We start from the raw sequence: 22,633 nt of genomic DNA on the forward strand, positions 1-22,633 counted from the left end.
AAGCTGGTGCTTGCACTGTCTGTTTTGCTCCCGGAATTCCCATGCGTATTGAACACCGCCCGCTGCCCGCTGATCTGCCCGACCTTGGGCCTTTACCGCCGTTACTGACTCGTCTATACGCCGCCCGTGGTGTCAGGTCTGCCGATGAGCTGGATAAAGGACTGGCGCGGCTGATTCCTTATCAGCAGCTCAAAGGCATGGATGCTGCAGTCGATCTCTTAGTGCACGCGCTGGAACAGGGGCAGCGCATGCTTATCGTAGGTGACTTTGACGCCGATGGCGCAACCGCCAGCAGTGTTGGTGTGCTGGGTTTACGCATGCTGGGCGCGGCGCATGTGGATTATTTGGTACCCAATCGTTTTGAGTACGGCTACGGCCTGACGCCGGAGATTGTTGCCGTAGCCCTTGAGCGCGAACCGCAGCTGCTGATCACCGTGGACAACGGTATTTCCAGTGTTGAAGGTGTCGCGGCAGCCAAGGCGGCTGGTTTGAGGGTGTTGGTCACTGACCACCACTTGCCCGGCCCGGAACTGCCTGCAGCCGATGCCATCGTTAACCCAAATCAGCCGGATTGCGGTTTCCCCAGTAAGTCGCTGGCAGGCGTCGGCGTGATGTTTTATGTACTGCTGGCGCTGCGTGCGCGTTTGCGGACGATGGGGTGGTTTACTGCGCAGCGTCCTGAGCCGAATCTGGGTGAATTGCTGGACTTGGTCGCGCTGGGCAGCGTAGCCGATGTGGTGCCGCTGGATGCCAATAACCGCATCTTGGTGCATCAGGGGCTGGCGCGTATTCGGGCCGGTCGGGCTCGGCCGGGATTGCGGGCGATTCTTGAAGTCGCTGGGCGAGATCACCGGCGCATCACCTCCACAGATCTAGGTTTTATCCTGGGGCCACGGTTGAATGCGGCGGGACGTCTGGATGACATGGCGTTGGGGATCGAATGCCTGCTCTGCGAAGACCCAGACCTAGCCCGTGACATGGCCGTGCAACTGGATGAGCTCAATCAGGACCGCAAGGCCATTGAGCAGGGGATGCAGCGTGAGGCGTTGGCTCAGCTCAAGGACTTGCCGCTGGACGATATGCCGTTTGGCCTGTGCCTGTTTGAGCCAGATTGGCATCAGGGCGTGATAGGTATCCTGGCTTCGCGTCTGCGCGAGCGTTATCACCGCCCGACTATCGCCTTTGCTGACGCTGGTAATGGCGAACTCAAAGGCTCAGCCCGTTCAGTGCCGGGGTTCCATATCCGTGATGCGTTGGACGCGGTCGCAGCAAGGCATCCGCAACTGATCAGCAAGTTTGGCGGCCATGCCATGGCTGCAGGACTGTCCTTGCCGGAGTCGCATTTCGGGGCCTTTGCCGTGGCCTTCGATGCAGAGGTGCGGCGGCAGTTGACGGAGGATGATCTGACCGGCCGGCTGTTATCGGACGGTAGCTTGTCGATCAACGAATTCCACCTGCCACTAGCCAAGGAACTGCGCAATGCCGGGCCTTGGGGGCAACACTTCCCAGAGCCGCTGTTCCACGGCGTATTCCAGTTGGTTCAACAGCGCATTGTTGGTGAGCGTCATCTTAAGGTCGTTCTCAAAACCGAGTGCGGCAGTTTGCAGTTAGATGGTATTGCCTTTGGGGTCGATCGGGATGTGTGGCCCAACCCTAACGTGCGTTGGGTCGAGTTGGCCTACAAGCTGGACGTCAATGAGTTTCGTGGACAGGAAACCGTGCAGCTGATGATCGCTCACATCAGTCCCAGGTAATTTCATAACCTGCAGCACGAAAGAAATAGCCGAATCTGCAATTTTTAGAATCACACTGTCATCTGGGGCAGGAAACCCAGACGACTACAATGACTCTCATATACGTAGTTACCTACAGAGAGTGCATGTGATGAATACCCGTGGATTGCTTGATCAATTGCTCAAATCCGGCCAAGACCTGCTGCAGAAGAAAGGTGCCAGCGGCTCCGGTGGTCTTAGCGGTGGCTTGGCAGGTGGGCTCGGTGGCGCGCTGGGAAGCGTACTGGGTAATTCTGGTAAAAGTGACTTGGGCTCCGTACTTAAAGGTGCGGGTGGTGGTGCTTTGGCAGCCGGCGCATTGGGCATGCTGTTAGGTAATAAAAGTGCCCGCAAAGTAGGTGGTAAGGCGTTGACCTATGGTGGCCTGGCGGCACTGGGTGTAGTCGCTTACAAGGCCTACAACAACTGGCAGGCACAGCAGAGCGCTGCCAAACCGATGGAGCTGCAAACGGTCGACCGGATATCAGGCCCGCAAGTAGAAGAGCACAGTCAGGCAATCCTCAGGGCTCTGGTTGGGGCTGCAAAGGCTGATGGGCATGTGGATGAGCGTGAACGTCAACTGATTGAGGGTGAGTTCACCCGCCTGACTGGCGACGCAGAGCTGCAGCGCTGGCTTCAGACTGAGTTGAATAAGCCGCTTGATCCTGCTGAGATCGCCCGCGCCGCCCGCACGCCGGAAATTGCTGCAGAAATGTATGTTGCCAGTGTCTTGATGGTGGACGAGGAGCACTTCATGGAGCGCGCTTATCTTGATGAGCTGGCGCGCCAACTCAAGCTCGATCCGGCACTGAAAAGTGAACTGGAAGCGCAAGTCCGGCAGGAACTCGTGGCGGGCTGATCACCCTGATCTGGCGACCTGCAGCGCGGTCGCCAGTGATTCAATCAGGCTGGTCCGAGTGAAAGACCACGCGGTTACGCCCGGCTTTCTTAGCCCTGTACAGCGCCTTGTCCGCTAGCTCCAGTGTGGCGTCCAGTTGCTGGTTGTCAGCAGGCCAGATCGCTGCACCAATGCTGCAACCGATCTGTACCGTACACCCATCCAGTTGAATTTCCTGGCCCAGCACCTGTAGCGTCCGTGTGGCTACCATTTGCGCCTGTTCCTGTGCAGAGTTAGCGGTCACCTGCAACACCATCAAGAATTCGTCCCCGCCCAGTCGTGCCACTAGGTCGCCTTCGCGCAGACAGCTGCGCAAGCGCAGGGCCACCTCTTTGAGCAACTGGTCACCTGCGGCGTGGCCATACTGGTCATTGACTGGTTTAAACCCATCTAAATCGAGATAGAACACAACCAAACTGTTCTGGTGCGTGTGGCACAGTTGTTGGGCTCGTGCCAGATAACCCTCCAGTGCAATGCGGTTTGGCAGTCCGGTCAGTGCGTCGTGATGCGCTAGGTTCTGCATCGCACCAAGGGCGCTTTGTTGCAGGCGCAGGCTCTCAACCAAATGGCGAATGGATTGACTGAGTCGGACAATCTCACTGGTCCCCTTGAGGTCGGGGATTACACTGACCTTACCTGCGCTGAGTCGGTCAGCTGCTCGGGCAATGCGTCGCAAAGGACGGGTGAAATAGCCAGCCAGAAACCACCCTAGCAGGGCAAACAGAATGGCCAGCAGGCTGCCCCATAGCAGGATATTGCGCGTCATTGCGTAGGCCGGCTCATAGGCTTGGTTCAGCGGCTGGCGTGCAACTACAGTCCAGCCCAACCCCTCGTAGTTCCTGTAGCCCTTGCTAGTTGCCACTCCGGTTAGGTACTCCTGCCCATCTGGCCAGCGCTGGGTAAACCACTGAGGCTGTGTTTGGTCTGGAGTTTTCATGCCCGACAATGCCAGCGGTTGGCCGATCATGTCTTGCGGGCCTAATAGAACCGTCCCGTCTTTGCTGAGTATAAAAAACTCAACATGGCGGTTTTTTTGAATCGGCTCAAGGATGGCGAGTCGCACCTCGTTAGCCCATTCCCATGACAAGTGGGCGGCAAGAACACCTGCGAGCGCGCCATCGTCGTTACGCACCGGAATACTGATGTCCACGAACTTCATGGCTTCGCCGGTAGGGTTGGGCAAAAGTTTGGCCAGTAACACCGCTTCGTGTACGTCGCCGATAAATACGCCTTTAAGTGCTTCCTGATACACCGGTCGCTGCGAGATGTTAGCGCCTTCCAGTACGCGGTTGCTGGAGGCCAGAACCTGACCGTTCGCATCCGTGAAACCGATCCAGGCAATGCGAGGGAAGTTGATCTTGAGTTCGTCCACCAAGACGCGCACTTGGTCAATGTCATCCGGGCGCTTTAGCACTTCCAAGTGGCTGATTACAGTGAGTATGGACGCTCGCGTCTGCATGTCAATGTCAAGGCGTTCAACCATGGTGTTGGCGAGTTCGCCCAGATTTTGCCCCACACGCTGTTCTATACGCTTGCTAGCATCGTGCTCAATGATGGAGCCCAGTAGCCAGCTCAGGCTGAATACCAGCACCGCAATAATGAGAGCGAAGCGCGTGCGAAGACTGTGCGAGTGAAACATGCCACGACTCTTATAAAAAAAGGTAATAGAGAGGCCGCATTATAGAATGAGGTGTGGACGTTTGTACTGAGTTGGCGCGCGATTCCTACTGCAGAGGAGTCCTTATTGCGGGTATAATCGTCGGCTTTTCGAAAGTTTGACCAGCGAGTGCTGCCAGCCATGGAAATCAACCCGATCCTTAACACCATCAAGGACCTGTCCGAGCGCACCCAGACCATTCGGGGGTATCTTTGACTACGATCAGAAGAATGATCGCCTTGTCGAAGTAAACCGCGAGCTCGAAGACCCAAGCGTCTGGAACAACCCTGAATACGCCCAGAATTTGGGCCGCGAGCGTGCCCAGCTGGCACTGATCGTTGAGACCATTGACGACCTCACCGGTAGTCTGACTGATTCCCGCGACCTGCTTGATATGGCAGTCGAGGAAAATGACGAAGGCGCGGTCAGTGATATCGTCACTGAGCTTGAGCGACTACGCGACATTCTGGAAAAACTCGAGTTCCGTCGCATGTTCAGTGGCGAAATGGACGAGAACAACGCGTATCTGGATATCCAGGCCGGCTCCGGCGGCACTGAGGCTCAGGACTGGGCCAACATACTGCTTCGCATGTACCTGCGCTGGGCCGACAAGCGCGGTTTTGACGCCACTATCATGGAACTCTCCGAGGGTGAGGTGGCAGGCATCAAAGGTGCAACCGTGCACATCAAGGGCGAATACGCTTTTGGTTGGCTGCGTACTGAAATTGGTGTTCACCGCTTGGTGCGCAAGAGTCCGTTTGACTCCGGCAACCGTCGTCACACCTCGTTTACTGCGGTGTTCGTATCGCCTGAAATCGATGACAACATCGAAATCGAGATCAACCCGGCGGACCTGCGCATCGACACCTACCGTTCATCCGGTGCCGGTGGTCAGCACGTAAACACCACCGATTCGGCGGTGCGTATCACCCACGTGCCGACCAACACTGTGGTCAGTTGCCAGAACGAGCGTTCCCAGCACGCCAATAAGGACACCGCCATGAAAATGCTGCGGGCCAAGTTGTACGAACAGGAAATGCAGAAGCGCACCGCTGCGTCCCAAGCCCTTGAGGACAGCAAGTCGGATATCGGGTGGGGGCATCAAATCCGCTCCTACGTGCTTGATGCTTCGCGCATCAAAGACTTGCGCACCGGTGTTGAACGCAGCGACTGCGACAAAGTACTGGATGGTGATCTCGACGAATACCTCGTGGCGAGCCTGAAACAGGGGCTTTGAGTGCCACCAGATGGCAAGCGGCAGTCAGACGGCTGCCGCGAACCTGCCGGGCTAAATGCCCAACCAACGATTTACAGGACATTTAAACGACCATGAGCGACCACAACGACCAGCAGCCTCTTTCTCATGAAGAACGGCAACAGGAAGAAAACAAACTGATTGCCCAGCGCAAGGAAAAACTTGCAGCTGTCCGTGAGCAGGGCAATGCCTTCCCCAACGACTTCCGCCGTGACAGCCTCTGCGCCGACTTGCAGCAAAAGTACGAAGGCAAGACCAAGGAAGAGCTGGAAGCTGCCGCTATTCCGGTCAAGGTCGCCGGGCGCATTATGCTCAACCGTGGCGCGTTCATCGTTATTCAGGACACCTCTGGCCGTTTACAGGTTTATGTAAACCGCAAAACTCTGTCACCTGAGCAGCTTGAAGCGGTCAAACACTTCGACCTGGGCGATATCATCGCGGCTGAAGGCACTTTGGCCCGCTCCGGCAAAGGCGACCTGTATGTGGATATGCAAAATGTCCGCTTGCTGACCAAGTCCCTGCGCCCGCTGCCGGACAAGCATCACGGCCTGACCGACACCGAACAGCGCTACCGCCAGCGTTACGTAGACCTGATCGTTAACCAGGAAGTACGTGACACTTTCCGTGTGCGTTCCCAGGTGATTGCCCACATCCGCCGCTTCCTCAATGAGCGTGGTTTCCTTGAAGTGGAAACCCCGATGCTGCAGTCGATCCCGGGCGGAGCTTCGGCCAAGCCGTTTGAAACTCACCACAATGCGTTGGACATGCAGATGTTCCTGCGTATCGCTCCGGAGCTTTACCTAAAACGTCTGGTGGTCGGTGGTTTCGAAAAGGTCTTTGAGATCAACCGCAACTTCCGTAACGAAGGGGTGTCGACCCGCCACAACCCTGAGTTCACCATGCTCGAGTTCTACCAGGCGTATGCCGATTATCAGGACAACATGGACCTGACCGAAGAGCTGTTCCGCGAGCTGGCACAAGCTGTTCTGGGCACAACCGATGTGCCGTACGGCGATAAAGTCTTCCACTTCGGTGAGCCGTTCGTCCGGTTGTCGGTATTTGACTCGATTCTCAAGTACAACCCGGACATCAGCGCCGACGACCTGCAGAACATCGACAAAGCCCGCGAAATCGCGAAAAAAGCCGGTGCCAAGGTGTTGGGCCACGAAGGGTTGGGCAAGCTACAGGTGATGATTTTCGAAGAGCTGGTTGAGCACAAGCTGGAGCAGCCGCACTTCATCACCCGTTACCCGTTCGAAGTCTCGCCACTGGCGCGTCGCAGTGATGATGATCCGAGTGTGACCGACCGCTTTGAGCTGTTCATCGGTGGTCGTGAGATCGCTAATGCCTATTCCGAGCTTAATGATGCTGAAGACCAGGCTGAGCGTTTTATGCAGCAAGTTGCTGAAAAGGACGCTGGCGATGACGAAGCCATGCACTACGACGCAGATTTCGTGCGCGCTCTTGAGTACGGTATGCCGCCGACTGCCGGTGAGGGGATTGGTATCGACCGTTTGGTCATGTTGTTAACCAATTCACCCTCAATTCGTGATGTCATTCTGTTTCCGCACATGCGACACCAGGGTTGACTGAAAAAGCCGCCTTCGGGCGGTTTTTTCTTTCCGGGATAGGGATTTTTTCGGTAATTGGCTGACTAAGTACGTAATCAGCCGTAAGTACCACTGACAAGGGAAGGTCATTGAAATGTCCAGCACCGCTCAAGCAAGTAACACCGTAGTAGCCAGCGTCGTTTCGGATAGTGTTCATTATCTGGGCCGCAAAGCCAGCCGTCGCGGCAGTGAACAACGTCGACAAAACATCTTGGATGCAGCCATGCGCATTATTGTGCGTGATGGTGTCCGGGCAGTGCGTCATCGCGCTGTCGCAGCCGAGGCTGCTGTCCCATTGTCCGCGACTACCTACTATTTCAAGGATATCAATGATCTGATCACTGATACGTTCAACCAGTTTGTCGAGCGCAGCGCTGCACACCTCGAACAATTCTGGGCAGGTATCGAAGATCTTCTTCAACAGTTGGTTGATCAGTTGGATGGCTCGGTGGAGTCGCGCAAGCGCCTTGCCGATGAAGTGGCGCGCGTCTCGGTTGAGTATGTAAAGGATCAACTGCTCAACCACCGCCAACTGTTGCTGGCTGAGCAAGCCTTCATGCAGGAAGCGCTGATCAATCCACGTCTTTACGAAGTTGCGCACGCTCACCGCAAGCTCATCCTCAATGGCGTGACCCGCTTTTTTGAGGTTCTGGGTTCCAAGCACGTTGAGCAGGACGCCAAGCTGATGACCGCCATTATCCTGCGTATGGAATACATGGGGCTGCTGGATGGTGTCGAAAAGCTGGATACTGACGAAATGGTGACTACGCTCAAGCGTTATATGTACCTGGTTCTTGGTTTGTGAGGTACTAAACCTAAAAGGAGAACCCGATGAACACCTGGCGCGCGCTGCTTGTCGTGTGCTTTACGTTGCTCGGCGGCTGTTTGGTCACCTTTCGTGAACCTATTCCAGCTAATGAAGCGGCCCCAATTCCCCTGCTGGGGGAGTGGACACGTAAGAATGAGTGGGGTGAGCAGGTGTTCCTCGAAGTGACCCGTGCGGGTTCCAATCTGTATAAAGCCCGCATTTATGATGCCGAACAGGCCGAGGCGGGCCAGGACAAGGAATACGGCTTTACCGTGGCCCATCACGGCAGGCGCTGGTATGTTTCAGCGGGCCTGCCGAAAAGCATGGGTGCCAATTTTGCCATCGCAGGTTTCGAACTGACGGCCAATAACGAGCTTGTTCTATACAATCTGGACGTTGACCGAATCATCAGGGAAATCGAGCGCGGTGCTCTCAAGGGGGATACCTACGAAAGCTCCGGTGGAAATGGGGCGCTTATCAGTAGCCCGTTACCCGTTGTCTTCACATTTCTGGACGACCCGGCCAATGCGGATGTATTCATAGAAGTCGCACGCTATCAGCGCGCAGGTGATTAGCGGTTAATGGGGTACGCATGAATAGTCTTAGCGGGCTGGATGACTACCAGCTCACCGTCCGAGCATTGTCTGACCGTATTGTTGAAGCGCAGACCCCGATCCGGGTGCTGGATGCTGTGAAATGGGATGACAGCATTCGCCTGGATTTTCTCAAGCACAAAGGTAAGAAGCTGCCCGCAGTTGACCGTGATTATTACCTCGGTCGGCCGTTGGCGTTTGATGCTGCCGCCAAAAAGCTTGAGTTTCAGAATATTGAGCGGGATATCACCCGTCAGTTGGGGCAGTTCAGCCCTGTTGGACAAATCATGCGCCGGATGTGCCGCGAGTATCGGATGGTTATCCGCATGCTCGAAGCACGCGGCACTGATGACTTTGGCCTGATCAGTCAAGACCTTTACGGCGCAGCATCTGACGCATTCCATGCCGGTGATCCCACCTTGGCGGATCTGGGGATGATGTTCTCCGACTTCCTCAATAACATCGATAAACGCGGTGACTTGAAGGATGAGCCGAAAACCCTGACGGCCAAGGATGCCGTGGAGATTCTGCAAAGCCGCCTGAATAAAGTGTTCGGTGAAAATGAAGACACCATCCGGGTCTTCGAGTCGGACGGTATTATTGCTGACGCAGCGGCCGGGGCGGACTACATCAAAGTGCGCAGCGACGCCATGTTCAACGAGCGTGATGTCAAAGCTCTGGAAGTCCATGAAGGGCTGGTGCATGTGGCGACCACGCTTAATGGCTTGAATCAGCCGATCTGCACCTTCCTGGCCAAAGGGCCGCCCTCATCAACAGTGACTCAGGAAGGACTGGCTATTCTGATGGAGGTGATTGCATTCGCCTCATATCCTACCCGGTTGCGCAAACTGACTAACCGCACTCGCGCTATTCATATGGCCGAAGAGGGGGCGGATTTTGTTCAGGTGGCGGAGTTCTATCTGGGGCAGGGGTTCTCGCTGGAACAGAGTTACAGCAATGCCAGCCGCGTTTTCCGAGGCTCCAGCAGCACGGGACTGCCTTTCACCAAGGATTTGTCCTACCTGAAGGGCTTCATCATGATTTACAACTACATTCAGCTGGCCGTTCGCAAAGGCAAGCTGGAGCAGATTCCGCTGTTGTTTTGTGGCAAAACCACCCTGGAAGACATGCGCACGCTGCGCCAACTGGTCGACGAAGGATTGGTGGTGCCGCCCAAGTACTTACCGCCGCAGTTCAGCGATCTGAACTCACTGTCAGCGTGGATGTGCTTTTCCAACTTCCTCAACAACCTCAGCCTGGATCGGATCGAGGCGGATTACGCCAATATCCTCTAACCCCATTATCAGCCCATGGCTGCCGGATAACGGCTGCCATGGGCTGAGTGCTTTTCAGCGGAGTCATCCCATGAGCAGTCATTCGCTTGATTATGTGATTCAGGGCAGTTCAGCCCAAAGTGTGGAAATCGGCCTTGATCCTGGCGAGACAGTGATCGCCGAAGCAGGGGCGATGAACTACATGACCGAAGGCGTGCGCTTTGAAACGCGCCTGGGTGATGGCTCGAGCAGCGGTGTCCTGAGTAAGTTGTGGAGTGTCGGCAAGCGCATGCTGACAGGCGAGTCACTGTTTATGACCCACTTTACCAATGAAGGTAAAGGCAAAGCTCAGGTCGCATTTGCTGCACCGTATCCGGGAACTGTGGTGCCGGTAGAACTGGGTGAAGTCGGCGGCACGCTGATCTGCCAGAAAGACGCCTTTCTGTGTGCGGCCTACGGCACTCGGGTCGGTATCAGTTTCAGTAAACGTATTGGCGCGGGGTTTTTCGGTGGTGAGGGGTTCATCCTGCAGAAGCTGGAAGGTGATGGGCTAGCCTTTGTACATGCGGGTGGCGCGGTGATTCGCAAAGAGCTGAACAACGAAACGTTACGTCTGGATACTGGTTGCCTGGTCGCATTCACCTCCGGCATCGATTACGACATTGCTCTGTCGGGGGGGTTGAAAAGCATGCTGTTTGGCGGTGAGGGGATCATAATGGCCACCCTTAAAGGCACTGGCACTGTATGGATACAGAGCCTGCCATTCTCACGTTTGGCCCAGCGTATTGCAGTCGCCACAGCCCGCCCGCAAGGTGAGGTGAGGGCAGGCGGGCAATAGCATGCGACGCCATACAGCTTTTCAAGCGCTTGCAATTGCCGCAAGCTGCGCCGCTGATTTCACATTTGGGTATTTTTCATGAGCCAGTTGAATCCAATTCCTCTGATCCTGACCGCTGTAGGCAGCATCTGCGGCACAGTGGCTGTGCTGGGTTATTACGGTTATCTGCATATCGCCAAGCCGGAAGACGCACTGCTGTTGGCTGAGTTCACCATGCTGAAAACCGTACCGGGCGAGGATTACAAGGTATCCCTCAAGCCGGCTAGGCAGATCGCCCAGTGTATCGATGGTGTTTTGGTGATGTTTGATACTGAAAACAAAGGCTTAAGCGGCGTTCTGGTGGATGACCGCAAACAGGCAGTGCGCTGTAACTAATAGGCCGTGTGCGCTGCAGTTGGCCTCTTGACATAAAATAGCTTGCAGTGCACCTGCTTTTGATCATTTATTGATCAGTTTTTGAGGCGTTTTTGCGCGTCCGATTGTCGCACTCTTGTCGGTACTGGTATGCCCTTAACGATGTTTCAGGGCATTTCGCGAGAGCAGCATCACATTCGCTAAGCGACAGGCAGCGTATAGCCGTTTGTCTGGTAGTTGAGAGGCCACAACTGTCACCTGGTGTGGCTGAGCATTAGCACTCAAGGGCTTTGCGACAGGCCTTTGGGCTACCAGCAGAGCTGAGCTAAGTCTGTGGTTCGGGAAAATTCAGTTGCCTTGGTAGTCTGATACGTAGGGCTTGAACCCTGCTATGGCGCAGTTGTGCGTCCGCTTATCTGCTTCTTTTGCACAGAGGCATATCCTACTTAGGGTGGCTTGTGCGGCTTGGGTGCGCTGTGTATCTTGATCGACCTTTCGGTGCGCGGACCTGTGGTCGGTGCTGCCAAAAACATTCTGAGATTGGCCCCAAGAGGCGAGTCCGACGATCTTCTATACACATTATTGAGGAGCACATCGATGCGCGTGATTCTGCTGGGGGCGCCCGGTGCCGGCAAAGGTACTCAAGCTGGATTTATCACCAAGAAGTTTGCGATCCCGCAAATCTCCACAGGCGACATGCTGCGCGCTGCAGTCAAGGCTGGCACTGAGCTGGGTCTGATCGCGAAAGGCGTTATGGAGAGCGGTGGCCTGGTTTCTGATGATCTGATCATCAACTTGGTTAAAGAGCGCATTGCTCAGCCTGACTGTGCCAATGGCTTTCTGTTTGACGGCTTCCCGCGCACCATTCCTCAGGCAGAAGCCCTGAAAGAAGCCGGTGTGACGATCGATCACGTGGTTGAAATCGCTGTCGATGACGAAGAAATCGTTGGCCGTATTGCTGGCCGTCGCGTTCACCCGGCTTCTGGCCGTGTGTATCACACCGAGCACAACCCGCCGAAGGTTGAAGGTAAAGACGACGAGACTGGTGAAGAACTGATCCAGCGTGAAGACGACAAAGAAGAAACCGTTCGTCATCGTCTCTCGGTCTACCACTCTCAGACCAAGCCGCTGGTTGATTTCTACCAGAAACTGGCTGCTGCAGAAGGCACCCCGAAGTACAGCTCGATTGCTGGTGTGGGTTCGGTTGACGAGATCACTGCCAAGGTCTTCGCTGCACTCAGCTAAGTATCTGTGCAGTAACGAGACGGCTCGCTTCGGCGGGCCGTTGTCGTTTTAGTCGGGTGCGGATGGGGCATACATCCGCAAAACTGGAAAAAACAGCGCTAAACCGTTTTAATGCCTCCCCATTTTGCGACCTGCCCAAACACAATGACCACGTTGCTGGCCCTCGACACTGCCACCGAAGCCTGTTCTGTCGCCTTGCTGCATGAAGGCCAGATACTCAGTCACTATGAAGTGATTCCGCGCCTGCACGCCCAGCGCCTGCTGCCAATGATCAAACAGCTGCTGGCTGATGCCGCAGTACCGATGTCGGCACTTGATGGCATTGCCTTTGGCCGTGGCCCGGGTGCTTTTACCGGTGTACGCATTGCGGTTGGCGTGGTCCAGGGGCTGTCATTTGCGCTGGATCGTCCGGTGTTGCCTATCTCCAATCTGGCTGTGCTGGCCCAGCGTAGCCTGCGCGAGTATGGGGCAACACAGGTTGCAGCGGCGATTGATGCGCGGATGGATGAGGTTTATTGGGGCTGCTACAGCGCCGAGCAAGGTGAAATGCGTTTGCAGGGCTGCGAAGCCGTGCTGCCGCCCGAGCAGGCGATGCTACCGCGCGATGCCAGTGGTGACTGGTTCGCCGCCGGGACTGGTTGGGGGGCTTACGCTGAGAGGATTGCCCTGTCTGTTTCTGCCAGCGATGCGAAGATGCTGCCACATGCTGAAGACCTGTTGACGCTGGCGCGTTTTGCCTGGGCGCGGGGCGAGGCGGTGAGCGCAGATCAAGCCCAGCCGGTATACCTGCGTGATCAGGTGGCGACGCCCAAATCACCGGTTTAAGTGGACGTAAAGACGAGCAGGTTGCTAAGAGTGATCCGTGCAGCTAAATTGCCTGATCTATCGTCCCAATTTGATTGTGTGGCTTCGGAGCCGAATTGATGCGTATCGACAGCTTTATTTCCTCGTACACGCCAGAGCGCAGTCCCCGTCCGGGTTCTGCGGTCACGCCTTTTCGTGAGGCGCAGCGTGAGGTTGAGGCGCGTCGCGAGCAGCCGGCTGCACCGGCGAGTACGCAGGGATTTGAGAGCGTTGCCCAGCCGCGTACGGTCGAGGCCAGCAATGCCAGTGTTGAGATGCTTTCGACGCGACAGACCGACAACCTGTACCAGCCGCCTCTGCACAACCGTGCCGCTCAGGCCTTGGCCAGCTACGCTACCACAGCAAGTTTCGTTAGCGATCTGGATGCCCACGAAGTCATGGGGCTTGATCTCTACGCCTGATTGGCGTCCCCTGTAGCCCCCTTTGCTGCCGTTACGCGAGCGATCCTGAGTTGACTCTGCCTTACTATATTGGTTGCCCGTCGTGGAACGAACCTGCCTGGCGCGGATTTCTGTATCCCGAAAACGCCTCCCCCAGTGATTATCTGAGGTACTACGGCCAAGTATTGAACGCCGTAGAGGGCAACACCACGTTTTATGCACAGCCTTCTGCTGACACGGTTGCCCGCTGGGCAGAGCGGATGCCCGTGCATTTACGCTTTTGCGCGAAACTGCCGCGCACCATCAGCCATAGCGGTGACTTACGCGAGCAATTGGACGCTGCTGCTGACTTTCGCCGTCTGCTTGCGCCCTTGGGTGAGCGTGTTGCGCCATTCTGGCTGCAGCTTTCAGCTAGTTTCGGTCCGCCGCGTCTGCCTGAGTTGGCCTGTTTTCTAGATGACTGGCAGGGCGGTGAGTTGGCGGTCGAAGTGCGCCATCCGGGTTTTTTCGATAAAGGGGAGGCCGAGCGCAGTCTAAATCGCCTGTTGCATGGTCGCGGGATTGAGCGGATTTGTCTGGATTCGCGGGCGCTGTTCAGTTGCACCTCTCGTGAGCCCGCCGTACTGCACGCACAGTCGAAAAAGCCGCGCCTGCCGTTGCGACCCACGGCCTTTAGCCAGTCGCCACAGCTGCGTTTTATCGGCCATCCTGAGCTTGCGGAAAACGATCCGTTTATCACGCCCTGGCTGAGCAAAGTTGCTGCCTGGATTGAAGAGGGGCGTACGCCTTACGTTTTTTTGCACACCTCGGATAACCGCCGTGCGCCTGAACTGGCGCTGCGCTTTCACCGGCAGCTGATGGGTTACCTACCAGGATTGGCGGATTTACCGGCTGTTCCGGGTGACGGCGCAAGCGAGCAATTGGGGTTGTTGTAAGGCTTAGCGCTGAGCCAGCAGCAGGTCGGCGGCCTGGCCGCTGCGGCCGTCGGCAAATTCGAAGCTGCCAAGCTGGGCGATCTTGTCGTAAGCGCCCAGCGCAATATCCACGTCACGTGCATGTAAGTGGATTGAGCTGACGCCGGCCTGGCGCAGTGTTTGCGTAGTCTGGCGACCTTGGCCGTCGAAGCTCAGCAGGCTCAGCCGTTCAAACACGGCATCCAGCGCATCAATGCGACCGTCGCCATTGTCGTCATATTTGCTCAGTTCGGCAAAACCGTTGGCGGCACCGTTCTGATCGCCAAATAGCTCACGGCCATCGTCAATTCGGCCATTACCGTTACGGTCTAGCGCTAGCAGAGCATCATCGCCGACCGGCACACTGATCTGATCGCGTTTGCCATCGCCATCCAGATCGAATGACACCGAGCCGGATAGGCCGCTGGTGCGGAAACCATTGCCTGCCAAATCCAGGGTCAGCGGGTCTGTGACCTGCGGCTGCTGATTGATGCTGACATTCAGCTCAAGCTCGCGCTGGCTGACCATTGCTTCAAACGTGACAACCTGATCCGTTTCAACTGCATCCGTGCTGTTTTCGGCTGATGCGGCCGTGGTGGGCGAGGTGTCCTCGTCGATATTCAGGGTGCGGCGCAGAATCTGGTAGTCCAGAGACGTGCTCTTTTCGTTGTCCAGCGCCTCATTGATACTCGGTCGTGCGCTGGATTGGGCGCTACGGGGGGCGGAGAGGGTATCAAACATATTCAACCTGCTGTGGCGTGCTCTGGCAAAATGCACCGTTTATGGGTTATCGGCCGCACTTGTGGCGAGTTGAGCAAATTTTGGGCAGATATTTTCATGAGTGACGAACGGCCTAAGGCCCTTATCTCCATGCAGGCTCTGACCTCCGCGCAGCAGTCGGAGGCTAGTGATTGGGCGCAGCGCCTGGGTATGCCGCTGGATGTTGACAGTGAATACGCACTGCAGCTCGGTCCGGAGGGCCTGCAGCTGGTTGAGTTGGGGCCGCAGGCACCCGGCCCAGTGCGGGTGGATTTTGTTGAGGGTGCGGCAGCCCATCGTCGTCTGTTCGGCGGCGGCAGTGGGCAGATGATCGCTAAAGCAGTTGGCGTGCAACCGGGTGTTCGCCCGCGTGTGCTGGACGCCACGGCAGGTTTGGGGCGTGATGCATTTGTGCTGGCCAGTCTGGGTTGCCCGATGACCCTGATTGAGCGTCAGCCCTTGATTGCTGCGCTGCTTGAGGATGGTCTGGCGCGGGCCGCGAAAAGCCCTGAAGTTGCGCCAATCGCGGCGCAGATGCAGTTGCTTAAAGGCAATGCGATTGAGTTGATGAAGAATTGGCAGGGCGAGCCGCCACAGGTGATCTACCTCGATCCGATGTTCCCGCACCGAGACAAGAGCGCCTTGGTGAAAAAAGAGATGCGCCTGTTCAGGCCGTTTGTGGGGGATGATCTGGATGCGCCTACTTTGCTTCAGGCTGCGCTGGCTCTCGCTACGCACCGCGTGGTGGTGAAGCGTCCGCGCAAGGCACCGATTATTGAAGGTGCCAAGCCCGGTTATGCGCTGGAGGGTAAATCCAGCCGTTACGACATTTATCCGAAAAAGAAGCTGGCTTAAGGCCGGAAGGCACGCAGAAAGACGCTGACAGCTTCCTCGACATTCTGTCTGGCGACTTCCTCGGCGGGCGGTTCGTGTTCCAGCCCCATCAGCAGGCGGAAGTTGCAGCCGCCTTTGATCAGGCAAAAGAACTGATCCGCCGCGTTGCGTGGGTTGCTGATCCGCAACTTGCCGGTTTGATCGGCGCGACGCAGCAAGTCCTCCATGCCACTGAGCAGGCGTTGCGGCCCGGCTTCATAAAAGAGTTTGGGCAGCTTTGAGTTCTGTGCCGCCATGCTCATCATCACCCGGTGCAACGCCAGGGATTCGCGGCTGTTAATCAGTGCGTAAAAGCTGTGGGCGATGGCCAGCAACACCTCTTCCAGTGGCGCGCTTTGATCTTGTTCAAACAATTTTTCCGGCAGTTGCGCTGTGCACTGTGCCTTGATGGCGGCGGCAAACAGCGTTTCTTTGTCGGAGAAGTGGCTGTAGACCGTGAGTTTGGAGACGCCGGCTTCGGATGCAATGGCATCCATGCTGCTGCCGTCATAGCCCTTGATCAGAAAAAGTTTTTTAGCCGCATCAAGAATGGCTTTGCGTTTAGCCAGGTCTTTTGGGCGGCCTGGGCCACTTGCGGGCAAAAAATTATCGGGCATCGGCATTTATTAATACTGGACTAGTGAGTTTGGTATTTTTACTATACTCGCCGGTACAAATATTCCAAGGCCTCTTGAAAGGTTATTCATCATGTTCCGTCATGTTCTGTGTGCAGCTGTACCTCTGAGTCTGATTTTGATGCTCTCTGCATGTGGGGGCGGTGAATCTGACGCTGTTGCTGTTCGTCCGGCGATGGTGGTGCAGCCGAAGCTGGCGGGTGAGCTGATGGATGCCTATCCCGGAGAGGTGCGGGCACGCTACGAGCCGGATCTGGCCTTCCGTATTGGTGGCAAAGTGGCCAAGCGCATGGTGGATGTCGGGGCGCGGGTGAAGAAGGATCAGCCGCTGGCGGAGCTGGACCCGCAAGATATGCGCTTGCAGCTGGAGTCGGCCCGCGCGCAGATGGCGGCGGCCGAGGCCAACTTGAAATTGGTGCGCGCCGAGCGTGACCGCTACAAGACCCTGCTGGACCGCAATCTGGTCAGCCGCTCGCAATTTGATAACGCCGAGAACACCTATCGTGCGGGCGAAGCACGGTTGAACCAAGCTCGTGCGGAATTCAAGGTGGCCAGCAACCAGGCGGGTTATTCGGTTCTGCGGGCCTCGCAGGATGGGGTGATTGCCCAGCGTCTGGTGGAAGTTGGTCAGGTGGTGAGCGCAGGCCAGACGGTCTTCACCCTGGCAGCGGACGGTGAACGCGAAGTCCTGATCGGTCTGCCTGAGCAGGCTTTCGAACGTTTCAAAGTAGGCCAGGCGGTTGCGGTTGAACTGTGGTCGCAGCCGGATAAGCGCTATGAGGGCCGCATTCGGGAAATGTCGCCGTCTGCCGATCCGCAGTCGCGCACTTTTGCTGCCCGCGTGGCGTTTGCTGAGGCTAAGGTGCCTGCTGAGTTGGGGCAGAGTGCCCGGGTTTTTATCGCCCATAAGGAGCAGGTGCCGCTGGCTGTGCCGCTGTCGGCGGTGAGCGCGGAGAAAGACAAGCCGTTTGTCTGGGTGGTTGATCCGCAGGATTCCACCATCAAGCGTGCCTATGTGCGTATTGGCCCATATGGCGAGAAGACGGTTCCGGTACTGGAGGGTCTGAGCCCGGATGACTGGGTGGTTGCTGCTGGCGGGCAAGTACTGCGTGAGGGGCTGAAAGTACGTCCGGTGGATCGCGAAAACCGTGCCGTTCAACTGGCAGGCAAGGAGTAATCCCGATGGATTTCAACCTGTCTGCGTGGGCGCTGCGTAACCGCTCGATCATTCTCTATCTGATGCTGTTGCTGGGCATCGTCGGGGCGATTTCTTACACCAAGCTCGGTCAGAGCGAAGACCCGCCCTTTACTTTCAAAGCCATGGTGATTCAAACCAACTGGCCGGGTGCCAGCGCAGAAGAGGTGAGCCGTCAGGTCACCGAGCGGATTGAAAAGAAAATCATGGAGACCGGTGAGTACGACAAAATTATCTCGTTCTCCCGTCCAGGCGTATCCCAGGTCACCTTCCTGGCCAGTGATGACATGCGCTCTTCGGAGGTGCCGGAGCTGTTCTATCAGCTGCGCAAGAAAGTCAGCGATATCCGCCACACCCTGCCGCAAGGGATTCAGGGGCCTTTCTTCAATGATGAATTCGGCACCACGTTCGGCAATATCTATGCGCTGACCGGCAAAGGCTTCGATTATGCGGTTCTCAAGGATTATGCCGACCGAATCCAGCTGCAGCTGCAGCGGGTTAAGGATGTAGGCAAGGTCGAGCTGGAGGGCTTGCAGGACGAGAAAATCTGGGTCGAGCTGTCCAACACCAAGCTGGCTACTCTGGGGCTGCCACTTAGTGCAGTGCAGCAGGCGCTGGAAGAGCAGAACGCAGTCGCTGCTGCCGGTTTCTTTGAAACCATGTCGGATCGCGTGCAGCTGCGTGTAACCGGCCGGTTTGAGACGGTAGAAGAAATCCGCAATTTCCCGATCCGCGTGGGCGACCGGACCTTCCGTATTGCCGATGTAGCAGAAGTTACCCGTGGCTTTAATGATCCACCCGCACCGCGGATGCGTTTTATGGGTGAAGACGCGATCGGTCTGGCTGTGTCCATGAAGCAGGGCGGCGATATTCTCGTGCTGGGCAAAGCCCTTGAAGCTGAGTTTGCGCGTATTCAGGAAACCCTGCCGGTGGGCATGAACCTGAGTAAAGTGTCGGATCAACCTGCTGCGGTTAAGGCCGGTGTCGGTGAGTTTGTGCGGGTGCTGGCTGAGGCCGTCATCATCGTGCTGTTGGTGAGCTTCTTCTCCCTTGGCCTGCGCACCGGTTTGGTTGTGGCGCTGTCTATTCCGCTGGTATTGGCGATGACCTTTGCCGCCATGTACTACTTCGGCATTGGCCTGCACAAGATTTCCCTGGGCGCGCTGGTGCTGGCGCTGGGGCTGTTGGTGGATGACGCGATCATCGCGGTTGAGATGATGGCGATCAAAATGGAACAGGGGCTGGATCGGATCAAAGCCGCCAGTTATGCCTGGACCAGCACCGCGTTCCCGATGCTGACCGGCACTCTGATCACGGCTGCAGGCTTTTTGCCGATTGCCACTGCGCAGTCTGGTACGGGTGAGTACACCCGCTCGATCTTCGAGGTGGTCGCCATTGCCCTGCTGGTATCGTGGATTGCAGCGGTGATGTTCGTGCCGTATCTCGGTGCCAAGCTGCTGCCTGATCTGGCTGCTATTCACGCAGCCAAACATGGCGACGGTCACAACCCTTATGCAACGCCGTTCTACCGCCGTGTCAGGGGCGTGATTGAGTGGTGCGTGCGCCGTCGTAAGACGGTGATTGTCTTGACCATCGCTCTGTTCGTGGCTTCCATCTTCCTGTTCCGTTTTGTTCCGCAGCAGTTCTTCCCGGCGTCCGGGCGCATGGAGCTGATGGTGGATTTCAAACTCAGCGAAGGCTCGTCACTGAAGGCCACTGAAGAACAGGTGCATCGCTTCGAGAAGATGCTTGAAGGACGTGAGGGTGTTGATAACTACGTGTCCTATGTCGGCACCGGGTCTCCGCGTTTCTATCTGCCTTTGGATCAGCAACTGCCTGCGGCCAGTTTTGCCCAGGTGGTAGTACTGGCCAAGAGCATTGATGATCGCGAGAAGCTGCGTGACTGGCTGATCAAAGCCCTGCCGGAAGAGTTCCCGACTGCACGCACCCGTGTGGCGCGTCTGGAAAACGGCCCGCCTGTAGGTTATCCGGTGCAGTTCAGGGTTTCCGGTGAGCACATTGATGAAGTGCGTCGTCTGGCGCGGATGGTGGCCGACAAGGTTCGCGAGAATCCTCATGTCACCAACGTGCACCTGGATTGGGAAGAGCCGAGCAAACTGGTGCGTCTGAACATTGATCAGGAGCGTGCCCGAGCGTTGGGTGTAAGTACCAAGGACCTGTCCAACTTCCTGCAAAGTACCCTGACTGGCTCGCCGGTCAGCCAGTTCCGTGAGGACAATGAGCTGATCGATATCCAGCTTCGCGGCACTTCTGTGGAGCGCGATCAACTGAGTTTGCTGCCAAGTCTGGCGGTGCCGACCGACAACGGCCGCAGTGTGCCGCTATCGCAAATCGCCACGCTGGAATACGGCTTTGAAGAGGGCATTATCTGGCATCGCAACCGTTTGCCGACGGTGACGGTGCGGGCTGATATTTATGGTGAAGAGCAGCCTGCTACGCTGGTTAAGCAGATTCTGCCGAACCTCGACTCCGTGCGTGCCGAGCTGCCCGATGGCTTCCTCCTGGAAGTGGGCGGCACAGTGGAAGACTCCAGCCGCGGCCAACGCTCGGTTAACGCCGGTATCCCGCTGTTTATTGTGGTGGTCCTGAGTCTGCTGATGATGCAGCTAAAGAGCATGTCGCGCTCGGCGATGGTGTTCCTCACTGCGCCGCTGGGGCTGATTGGGGTAACCCTGTTCCTGCTGGTATTCCGTCAACCGTTCGGCTTTGTGGCCATGCTAGGCACCATCGCGCTCTCCGGCATGATCATGCGTAACTCGGTGATTCTGGTGGACCAGATCGAGCAGGACATCGAGGCAGGTATGGACCGCTGGCGGGCGATTATTGAGGCGACTGTGCGCCGTTTCCGGCCGATCGTATTGACTGCTCTGGCAGCCGTACTGGCGATGATTCCACTGTCGCGCAGTGTGTTCTTCGGGCCGATGGCTGTAGCGATCATGGGTGGCCTGATCGTTGCCACTGCGCTGACTCTGTTGTTCTTGCCAGCGTTGTACGCAGCCTGGTTCCGGGTTAAGGAAGAAGAGCGACAAACACTCTGAGCCATCAGGGAACGCCCATAAAAAGCCAGATCATTGATCTGGTTTTTTATGGGCGGTTGCTTACTCAGGCTTTCAGCGAGCTAGTGCGAAATTTGCTGGCATTGATGCGGAAGCATTCCTTCAGGTCGGTCAGGCTGAAGTGTGGTTTGCTTTCGTTGCGCCAGCACATCCCCAGCGAGCCGCGCGCCTCCAGCTCAAAGCCAGTGTCGACGATCATGCCCTTCTGGCTGAACTGCTCCGTCACCCGCTCCGAAGCCACTGTCAGCAAGTCGGTGGTCTGCAGCATCCACAGGTTGGCCATCAGTGAAGACGACTCAATCCGGTAGCGCAGCGGCCGGCTACCAGCAGCCGTGATCGCGGCGTCGAGGCGAGCGCGAATCGGCGAGCCTTGCGGCCAGACGATCCATTCGTAGTCATTAAGGGCATCCCAGTTGACGATCTTGCGCTGAGTCAGTGGGTGCTCCGGCCGGCAAATAACCCTGATGCCTTCGCTGCTGAGCATCTCGTTGTGCAGGCTGGGGCGGGGTTTGTAGTTATCCAGTCTGCCGATGACCAAGTCATGCTCGCCTTGCTCTAAGCGCTCGAGCAACTGATACATTGGGGCTTCGTTGAGCTCGATGCTGGCCCGTGGATGGAGATTGAGAAAGTCACTGATGCTTTCCGGCACCAGATGGGTAGCGGTGGCCGGAGAGGTGCCGATGGATATCCGAAATGCGTTGCCATGGGTGATGGCTTTAAGGGTTTCCTGCGCACGCTTCATTTCGCCAATTACCCGTTCGGCGTGGATCAGCAGCATGCGTCCGTGTTCCGTGGGCCTTAGACCACGGCTGTGGCGCTCATAGAGGGGCGCGCCAACGGCGTCTTCCAGTTCCTTGAGCCATTTTGATAGTGAGGGCTGGGCGGTAAAGCTCAGGCGGGCGGTTTCACTGATACTTCCTGTATCCGCGAGCTTGAGCAGTAACTCCAAGTGTTGCACGCGTAATCGACGAGTCCATTCCATGTTTCGTGCATTCCATTGTCAGGATGAGCGCATCGGAAAATAGTATTTTTCCTATTGCATAGACTCTTCCGATAATACTCCCGATCCGACTCGTTATGGGCGCTCATTACTTCTGCAGGGCGTTTTACGGGCAAGTGCACTCAAGATCGACGCCGATTTTATCGGGATATCGCCGCGCCTCTCCTGGCGCCTATGCGGTAATCCCTGCATCGTTTGGTCTCGCCGAAACAGGCAGATATGAGCCTCTGCACTGTGGCAGCAGCGCGATGTACGCCTTTATCTGAATGAGATGGGGCTGAGCAAGCCTTTCTGGTCTTGGCATGCAGTACTTCGCAGCCTTCAAACTGGCGGAAGAGAAGAACCGCCACCGTGCCGAGTTGCGTAAAGCAGGCGCGGCAGCTTACTGATTCAGCTCTTGCAATGCCCGTCGCACCATGGAGGCATAGGCGGCGGGTTTCAGTGCGTACAGCTCCGACGCAACCCAGCTCAGCCAGCGTGGGCCGAGCTGTTCCTTGGCGGCTAACAGGCGTTGCGCCTCGGCTTCAGCCCGGGACTGGTTGGCCCGGTGAAATTCGGCGCGGCTGGTCGGTTCCTTGTGGTCACTGCACATA

General features: G+C 56.7%; 21 protein-coding genes. 16 read left to right on the top strand and 5 right to left on the bottom strand.

Going from position 1 to position 22,633, the window contains the following annotated elements:
• Positions 1-41 precede the first annotated feature (41 nt).
• Entirely contained in the window at positions 42-1,754 is a 1,713-nt protein-coding gene (gene recJ, locus AO726_RS10980) for a single-stranded-DNA-specific exonuclease RecJ (RefSeq protein ID WP_058068128.1), read from the top strand.
• Between the two features lie 130 nt (positions 1,755-1,884).
• Entirely contained in the window at positions 1,885-2,631 is a 747-nt protein-coding gene (locus tag AO726_RS10985; protein WP_058068129.1) for a tellurite resistance TerB family protein, read from the top strand.
• A 40-nt stretch (positions 2,632-2,671) separates the two neighbouring features.
• Here the strand turns inward: AO726_RS10985 and AO726_RS10990 are convergent, their stop codons facing one another.
• Positions 2,672-4,309, bottom strand: coding sequence for a sensor domain-containing diguanylate cyclase (locus AO726_RS10990; protein ID WP_058068130.1), 1,638 nt, complete (start codon positions 4,307-4,309; stop codon positions 2,672-2,674).
• A gap of 159 nt (positions 4,310-4,468) precedes the next feature.
• Between AO726_RS10990 and prfB the strand changes: the two genes are divergently transcribed.
• The 11 genes from prfB to AO726_RS11045 all read left to right on the top strand — a co-directional run bounded on the left by prfB (position 4,469) and on the right by AO726_RS11045 (position 14,483).
• Positions 4,469-5,564 (top strand): peptide chain release factor 2 gene (prfB, locus tag AO726_RS10995; protein WP_152987283.1). Its coding sequence is split into 2 segments (ribosomal slippage): positions 4,469-4,540 and positions 4,542-5,564, totalling 1,095 coding nucleotides; the frame shifts between segments, so codons are not numbered across the junction.
• A 92-nt stretch (positions 5,565-5,656) separates the two neighbouring features.
• Complete coding sequence (lysS, locus tag AO726_RS11000) at positions 5,657-7,171, top strand: lysine--tRNA ligase (RefSeq protein ID WP_058068131.1); 1,515 nt, start codon at positions 5,657-5,659, stop codon at positions 7,169-7,171.
• Positions 7,172-7,286: 115 nt separating this feature from the next.
• A complete protein-coding gene (locus AO726_RS11005; protein WP_058068132.1) occupies positions 7,287-7,997 on the top strand; it encodes a TetR/AcrR family transcriptional regulator in 711 nt (236 codons plus the stop codon).
• 26 nt (positions 7,998-8,023) lie between these two features.
• The gene (locus AO726_RS11010) at positions 8,024-8,575 is read left to right on the top strand and encodes a hypothetical protein (RefSeq protein ID WP_058068133.1); all 552 of its coding nucleotides are present in this window, start codon (positions 8,024-8,026) and stop codon (positions 8,573-8,575) included.
• A 17-nt stretch (positions 8,576-8,592) separates the two neighbouring features.
• The gene (locus tag AO726_RS11015; RefSeq protein WP_177330551.1) at positions 8,593-9,888 is read left to right on the top strand and encodes a flavohemoglobin expression-modulating QEGLA motif protein; all 1,296 of its coding nucleotides are present in this window, start codon (positions 8,593-8,595) and stop codon (positions 9,886-9,888) included.
• Between the two features lie 70 nt (positions 9,889-9,958).
• Positions 9,959-10,705, top strand: a complete 747-nt coding sequence (locus AO726_RS11020) for a TIGR00266 family protein (RefSeq protein WP_058068134.1) — start codon at positions 9,959-9,961, stop codon at positions 10,703-10,705.
• Positions 10,706-10,783: 78 nt separating this feature from the next.
• Complete coding sequence (locus tag AO726_RS11025; protein WP_058068135.1) at positions 10,784-11,080, top strand: hypothetical protein; 297 nt, start codon at positions 10,784-10,786, stop codon at positions 11,078-11,080.
• A 576-nt stretch (positions 11,081-11,656) separates the two neighbouring features.
• Positions 11,657-12,304 (top strand): adenylate kinase, encoded by a 648-nt coding sequence (gene adk, locus AO726_RS11030; RefSeq protein WP_058068136.1) that lies wholly within the window; start codon positions 11,657-11,659, stop codon positions 12,302-12,304.
• 144 nt (positions 12,305-12,448) lie between these two features.
• A complete protein-coding gene (gene tsaB, locus AO726_RS11035; RefSeq protein WP_058068137.1) occupies positions 12,449-13,129 on the top strand; it encodes a tRNA (adenosine(37)-N6)-threonylcarbamoyltransferase complex dimerization subunit type 1 TsaB in 681 nt (226 codons plus the stop codon).
• Between the two features lie 98 nt (positions 13,130-13,227).
• Positions 13,228-13,569: a hypothetical protein gene (locus AO726_RS11040; protein ID WP_058068138.1), complete on the top strand. Its 342-nt coding sequence runs from the start codon at positions 13,228-13,230 to the stop codon at positions 13,567-13,569.
• Positions 13,570-13,619: 50 nt separating this feature from the next.
• The gene (locus AO726_RS11045) at positions 13,620-14,483 is read left to right on the top strand and encodes a DUF72 domain-containing protein (protein ID WP_058068139.1); all 864 of its coding nucleotides are present in this window, start codon (positions 13,620-13,622) and stop codon (positions 14,481-14,483) included.
• A 3-nt stretch (positions 14,484-14,486) separates the two neighbouring features.
• Here AO726_RS11045 and AO726_RS11050 read toward each other — a convergent pair whose 3' ends face one another.
• Complete coding sequence (locus AO726_RS11050; protein WP_058068140.1) at positions 14,487-15,242, bottom strand: hypothetical protein; 756 nt, start codon at positions 15,240-15,242, stop codon at positions 14,487-14,489.
• Positions 15,243-15,338: 96 nt separating this feature from the next.
• On the opposite strand from AO726_RS11050, the gene AO726_RS11055 reads away from it, so the two are divergent.
• On the top strand, positions 15,339-16,115 hold the full coding sequence (locus tag AO726_RS11055) for a class I SAM-dependent methyltransferase (protein ID WP_058068811.1): 777 nt from the start codon (positions 15,339-15,341) through the stop codon (positions 16,113-16,115).
• Here AO726_RS11055 and AO726_RS11060 read toward each other — a convergent pair.
• A complete protein-coding gene (locus AO726_RS11060) occupies positions 16,112-16,750 on the bottom strand; it encodes a TetR/AcrR family transcriptional regulator (RefSeq protein WP_058068812.1) in 639 nt (212 codons plus the stop codon). The two genes, AO726_RS11055 and AO726_RS11060, sit on opposite strands and share 4 nt — an antisense overlap.
• A gap of 91 nt (positions 16,751-16,841) precedes the next feature.
• Here AO726_RS11060 and AO726_RS11065 point away from each other — a divergent pair, with 91 nt between their 5' ends.
• Complete coding sequence (locus tag AO726_RS11065) at positions 16,842-17,945, top strand: efflux RND transporter periplasmic adaptor subunit (RefSeq protein WP_058068141.1); 1,104 nt, start codon at positions 16,842-16,844, stop codon at positions 17,943-17,945.
• A 5-nt stretch (positions 17,946-17,950) separates the two neighbouring features.
• Positions 17,951-21,022 carry an efflux RND transporter permease subunit gene (locus AO726_RS11070; RefSeq protein WP_058068142.1) on the top strand — a complete coding sequence of 1,024 codons (3,072 nt, stop codon included), beginning with the start codon at positions 17,951-17,953 and terminating at the stop codon, positions 21,020-21,022.
• Between the two features lie 64 nt (positions 21,023-21,086).
• Here AO726_RS11070 and AO726_RS11075 read toward each other — a convergent pair whose 3' ends face one another.
• On the bottom strand, positions 21,087-22,022 hold the full coding sequence (locus tag AO726_RS11075) for a LysR substrate-binding domain-containing protein (RefSeq protein WP_058068143.1): 936 nt from the start codon (positions 22,020-22,022) through the stop codon (positions 21,087-21,089).
• Between the two features lie 400 nt (positions 22,023-22,422).
• On the bottom strand, positions 22,423-22,632 hold the full coding sequence (locus AO726_RS11080) for a hypothetical protein (protein WP_058068144.1): 210 nt from the start codon (positions 22,630-22,632) through the stop codon (positions 22,423-22,425).
• Position 22,633: the final 1 nt, after the last annotated feature.

It is taken from the genome of Pseudomonas sp. TTU2014-080ASC (genome assembly GCF_001446935.1).
GTDB lineage: Bacteria > Pseudomonadota > Gammaproteobacteria > Pseudomonadales > Pseudomonadaceae > Aquipseudomonas.

Excerpts from the sequence above, each read along its gene's own strand:
- AO726_RS11070 (WP_058068142.1), top strand. The coding sequence starts at position 17,951 with ATGGATTTCAACCTGTCTGCGTGGGCGCTGCGTAACCGCTCGATCATT.
- recJ (WP_058068128.1), top strand. The coding sequence starts at position 42 with ATGCGTATTGAACACCGCCCGCTGCCCGCTGATCTGCCCGACCTTGGG.
- AO726_RS11060 (WP_058068812.1), bottom strand. The coding sequence starts at position 16,750 with ATGCCCGATAATTTTTTGCCCGCAAGTGGCCCAGGCCGCCCAAAAGAC.
- AO726_RS11005 (WP_058068132.1), top strand. The coding sequence starts at position 7,287 with ATGTCCAGCACCGCTCAAGCAAGTAACACCGTAGTAGCCAGCGTCGTT.
- AO726_RS11015 (WP_177330551.1), top strand. The coding sequence starts at position 8,593 with ATGAATAGTCTTAGCGGGCTGGATGACTACCAGCTCACCGTCCGAGCA.
- AO726_RS11055 (WP_058068811.1), top strand. The coding sequence starts at position 15,339 with ATGAGTGACGAACGGCCTAAGGCCCTTATCTCCATGCAGGCTCTGACC.
- tsaB (WP_058068137.1), top strand. The coding sequence starts at position 12,449 with ATGACCACGTTGCTGGCCCTCGACACTGCCACCGAAGCCTGTTCTGTC.
- AO726_RS11075 (WP_058068143.1), bottom strand. The coding sequence starts at position 22,022 with ATGGAATGGACTCGTCGATTACGCGTGCAACACTTGGAGTTACTGCTC.
- AO726_RS11020 (WP_058068134.1), top strand. The coding sequence starts at position 9,959 with ATGAGCAGTCATTCGCTTGATTATGTGATTCAGGGCAGTTCAGCCCAA.
- AO726_RS10990 (WP_058068130.1), bottom strand. The coding sequence starts at position 4,309 with ATGTTTCACTCGCACAGTCTTCGCACGCGCTTCGCTCTCATTATTGCG.
- AO726_RS11065 (WP_058068141.1), top strand. The coding sequence starts at position 16,842 with ATGTTCCGTCATGTTCTGTGTGCAGCTGTACCTCTGAGTCTGATTTTG.
- AO726_RS11080 (WP_058068144.1), bottom strand. The coding sequence starts at position 22,632 with ATGTGCAGTGACCACAAGGAACCGACCAGCCGCGCCGAATTTCACCGG.
- AO726_RS11010 (WP_058068133.1), top strand. The coding sequence starts at position 8,024 with ATGAACACCTGGCGCGCGCTGCTTGTCGTGTGCTTTACGTTGCTCGGC.
- adk (WP_058068136.1), top strand. The coding sequence starts at position 11,657 with ATGCGCGTGATTCTGCTGGGGGCGCCCGGTGCCGGCAAAGGTACTCAA.
- AO726_RS10985 (WP_058068129.1), top strand. The coding sequence starts at position 1,885 with ATGAATACCCGTGGATTGCTTGATCAATTGCTCAAATCCGGCCAAGAC.
- lysS (WP_058068131.1), top strand. The coding sequence starts at position 5,657 with ATGAGCGACCACAACGACCAGCAGCCTCTTTCTCATGAAGAACGGCAA.
- AO726_RS11050 (WP_058068140.1), bottom strand. The coding sequence starts at position 15,242 with ATGTTTGATACCCTCTCCGCCCCCCGTAGCGCCCAATCCAGCGCACGA.
- AO726_RS11040 (WP_058068138.1), top strand. The coding sequence starts at position 13,228 with ATGCGTATCGACAGCTTTATTTCCTCGTACACGCCAGAGCGCAGTCCC.
- AO726_RS11025 (WP_058068135.1), top strand. The coding sequence starts at position 10,784 with ATGAGCCAGTTGAATCCAATTCCTCTGATCCTGACCGCTGTAGGCAGC.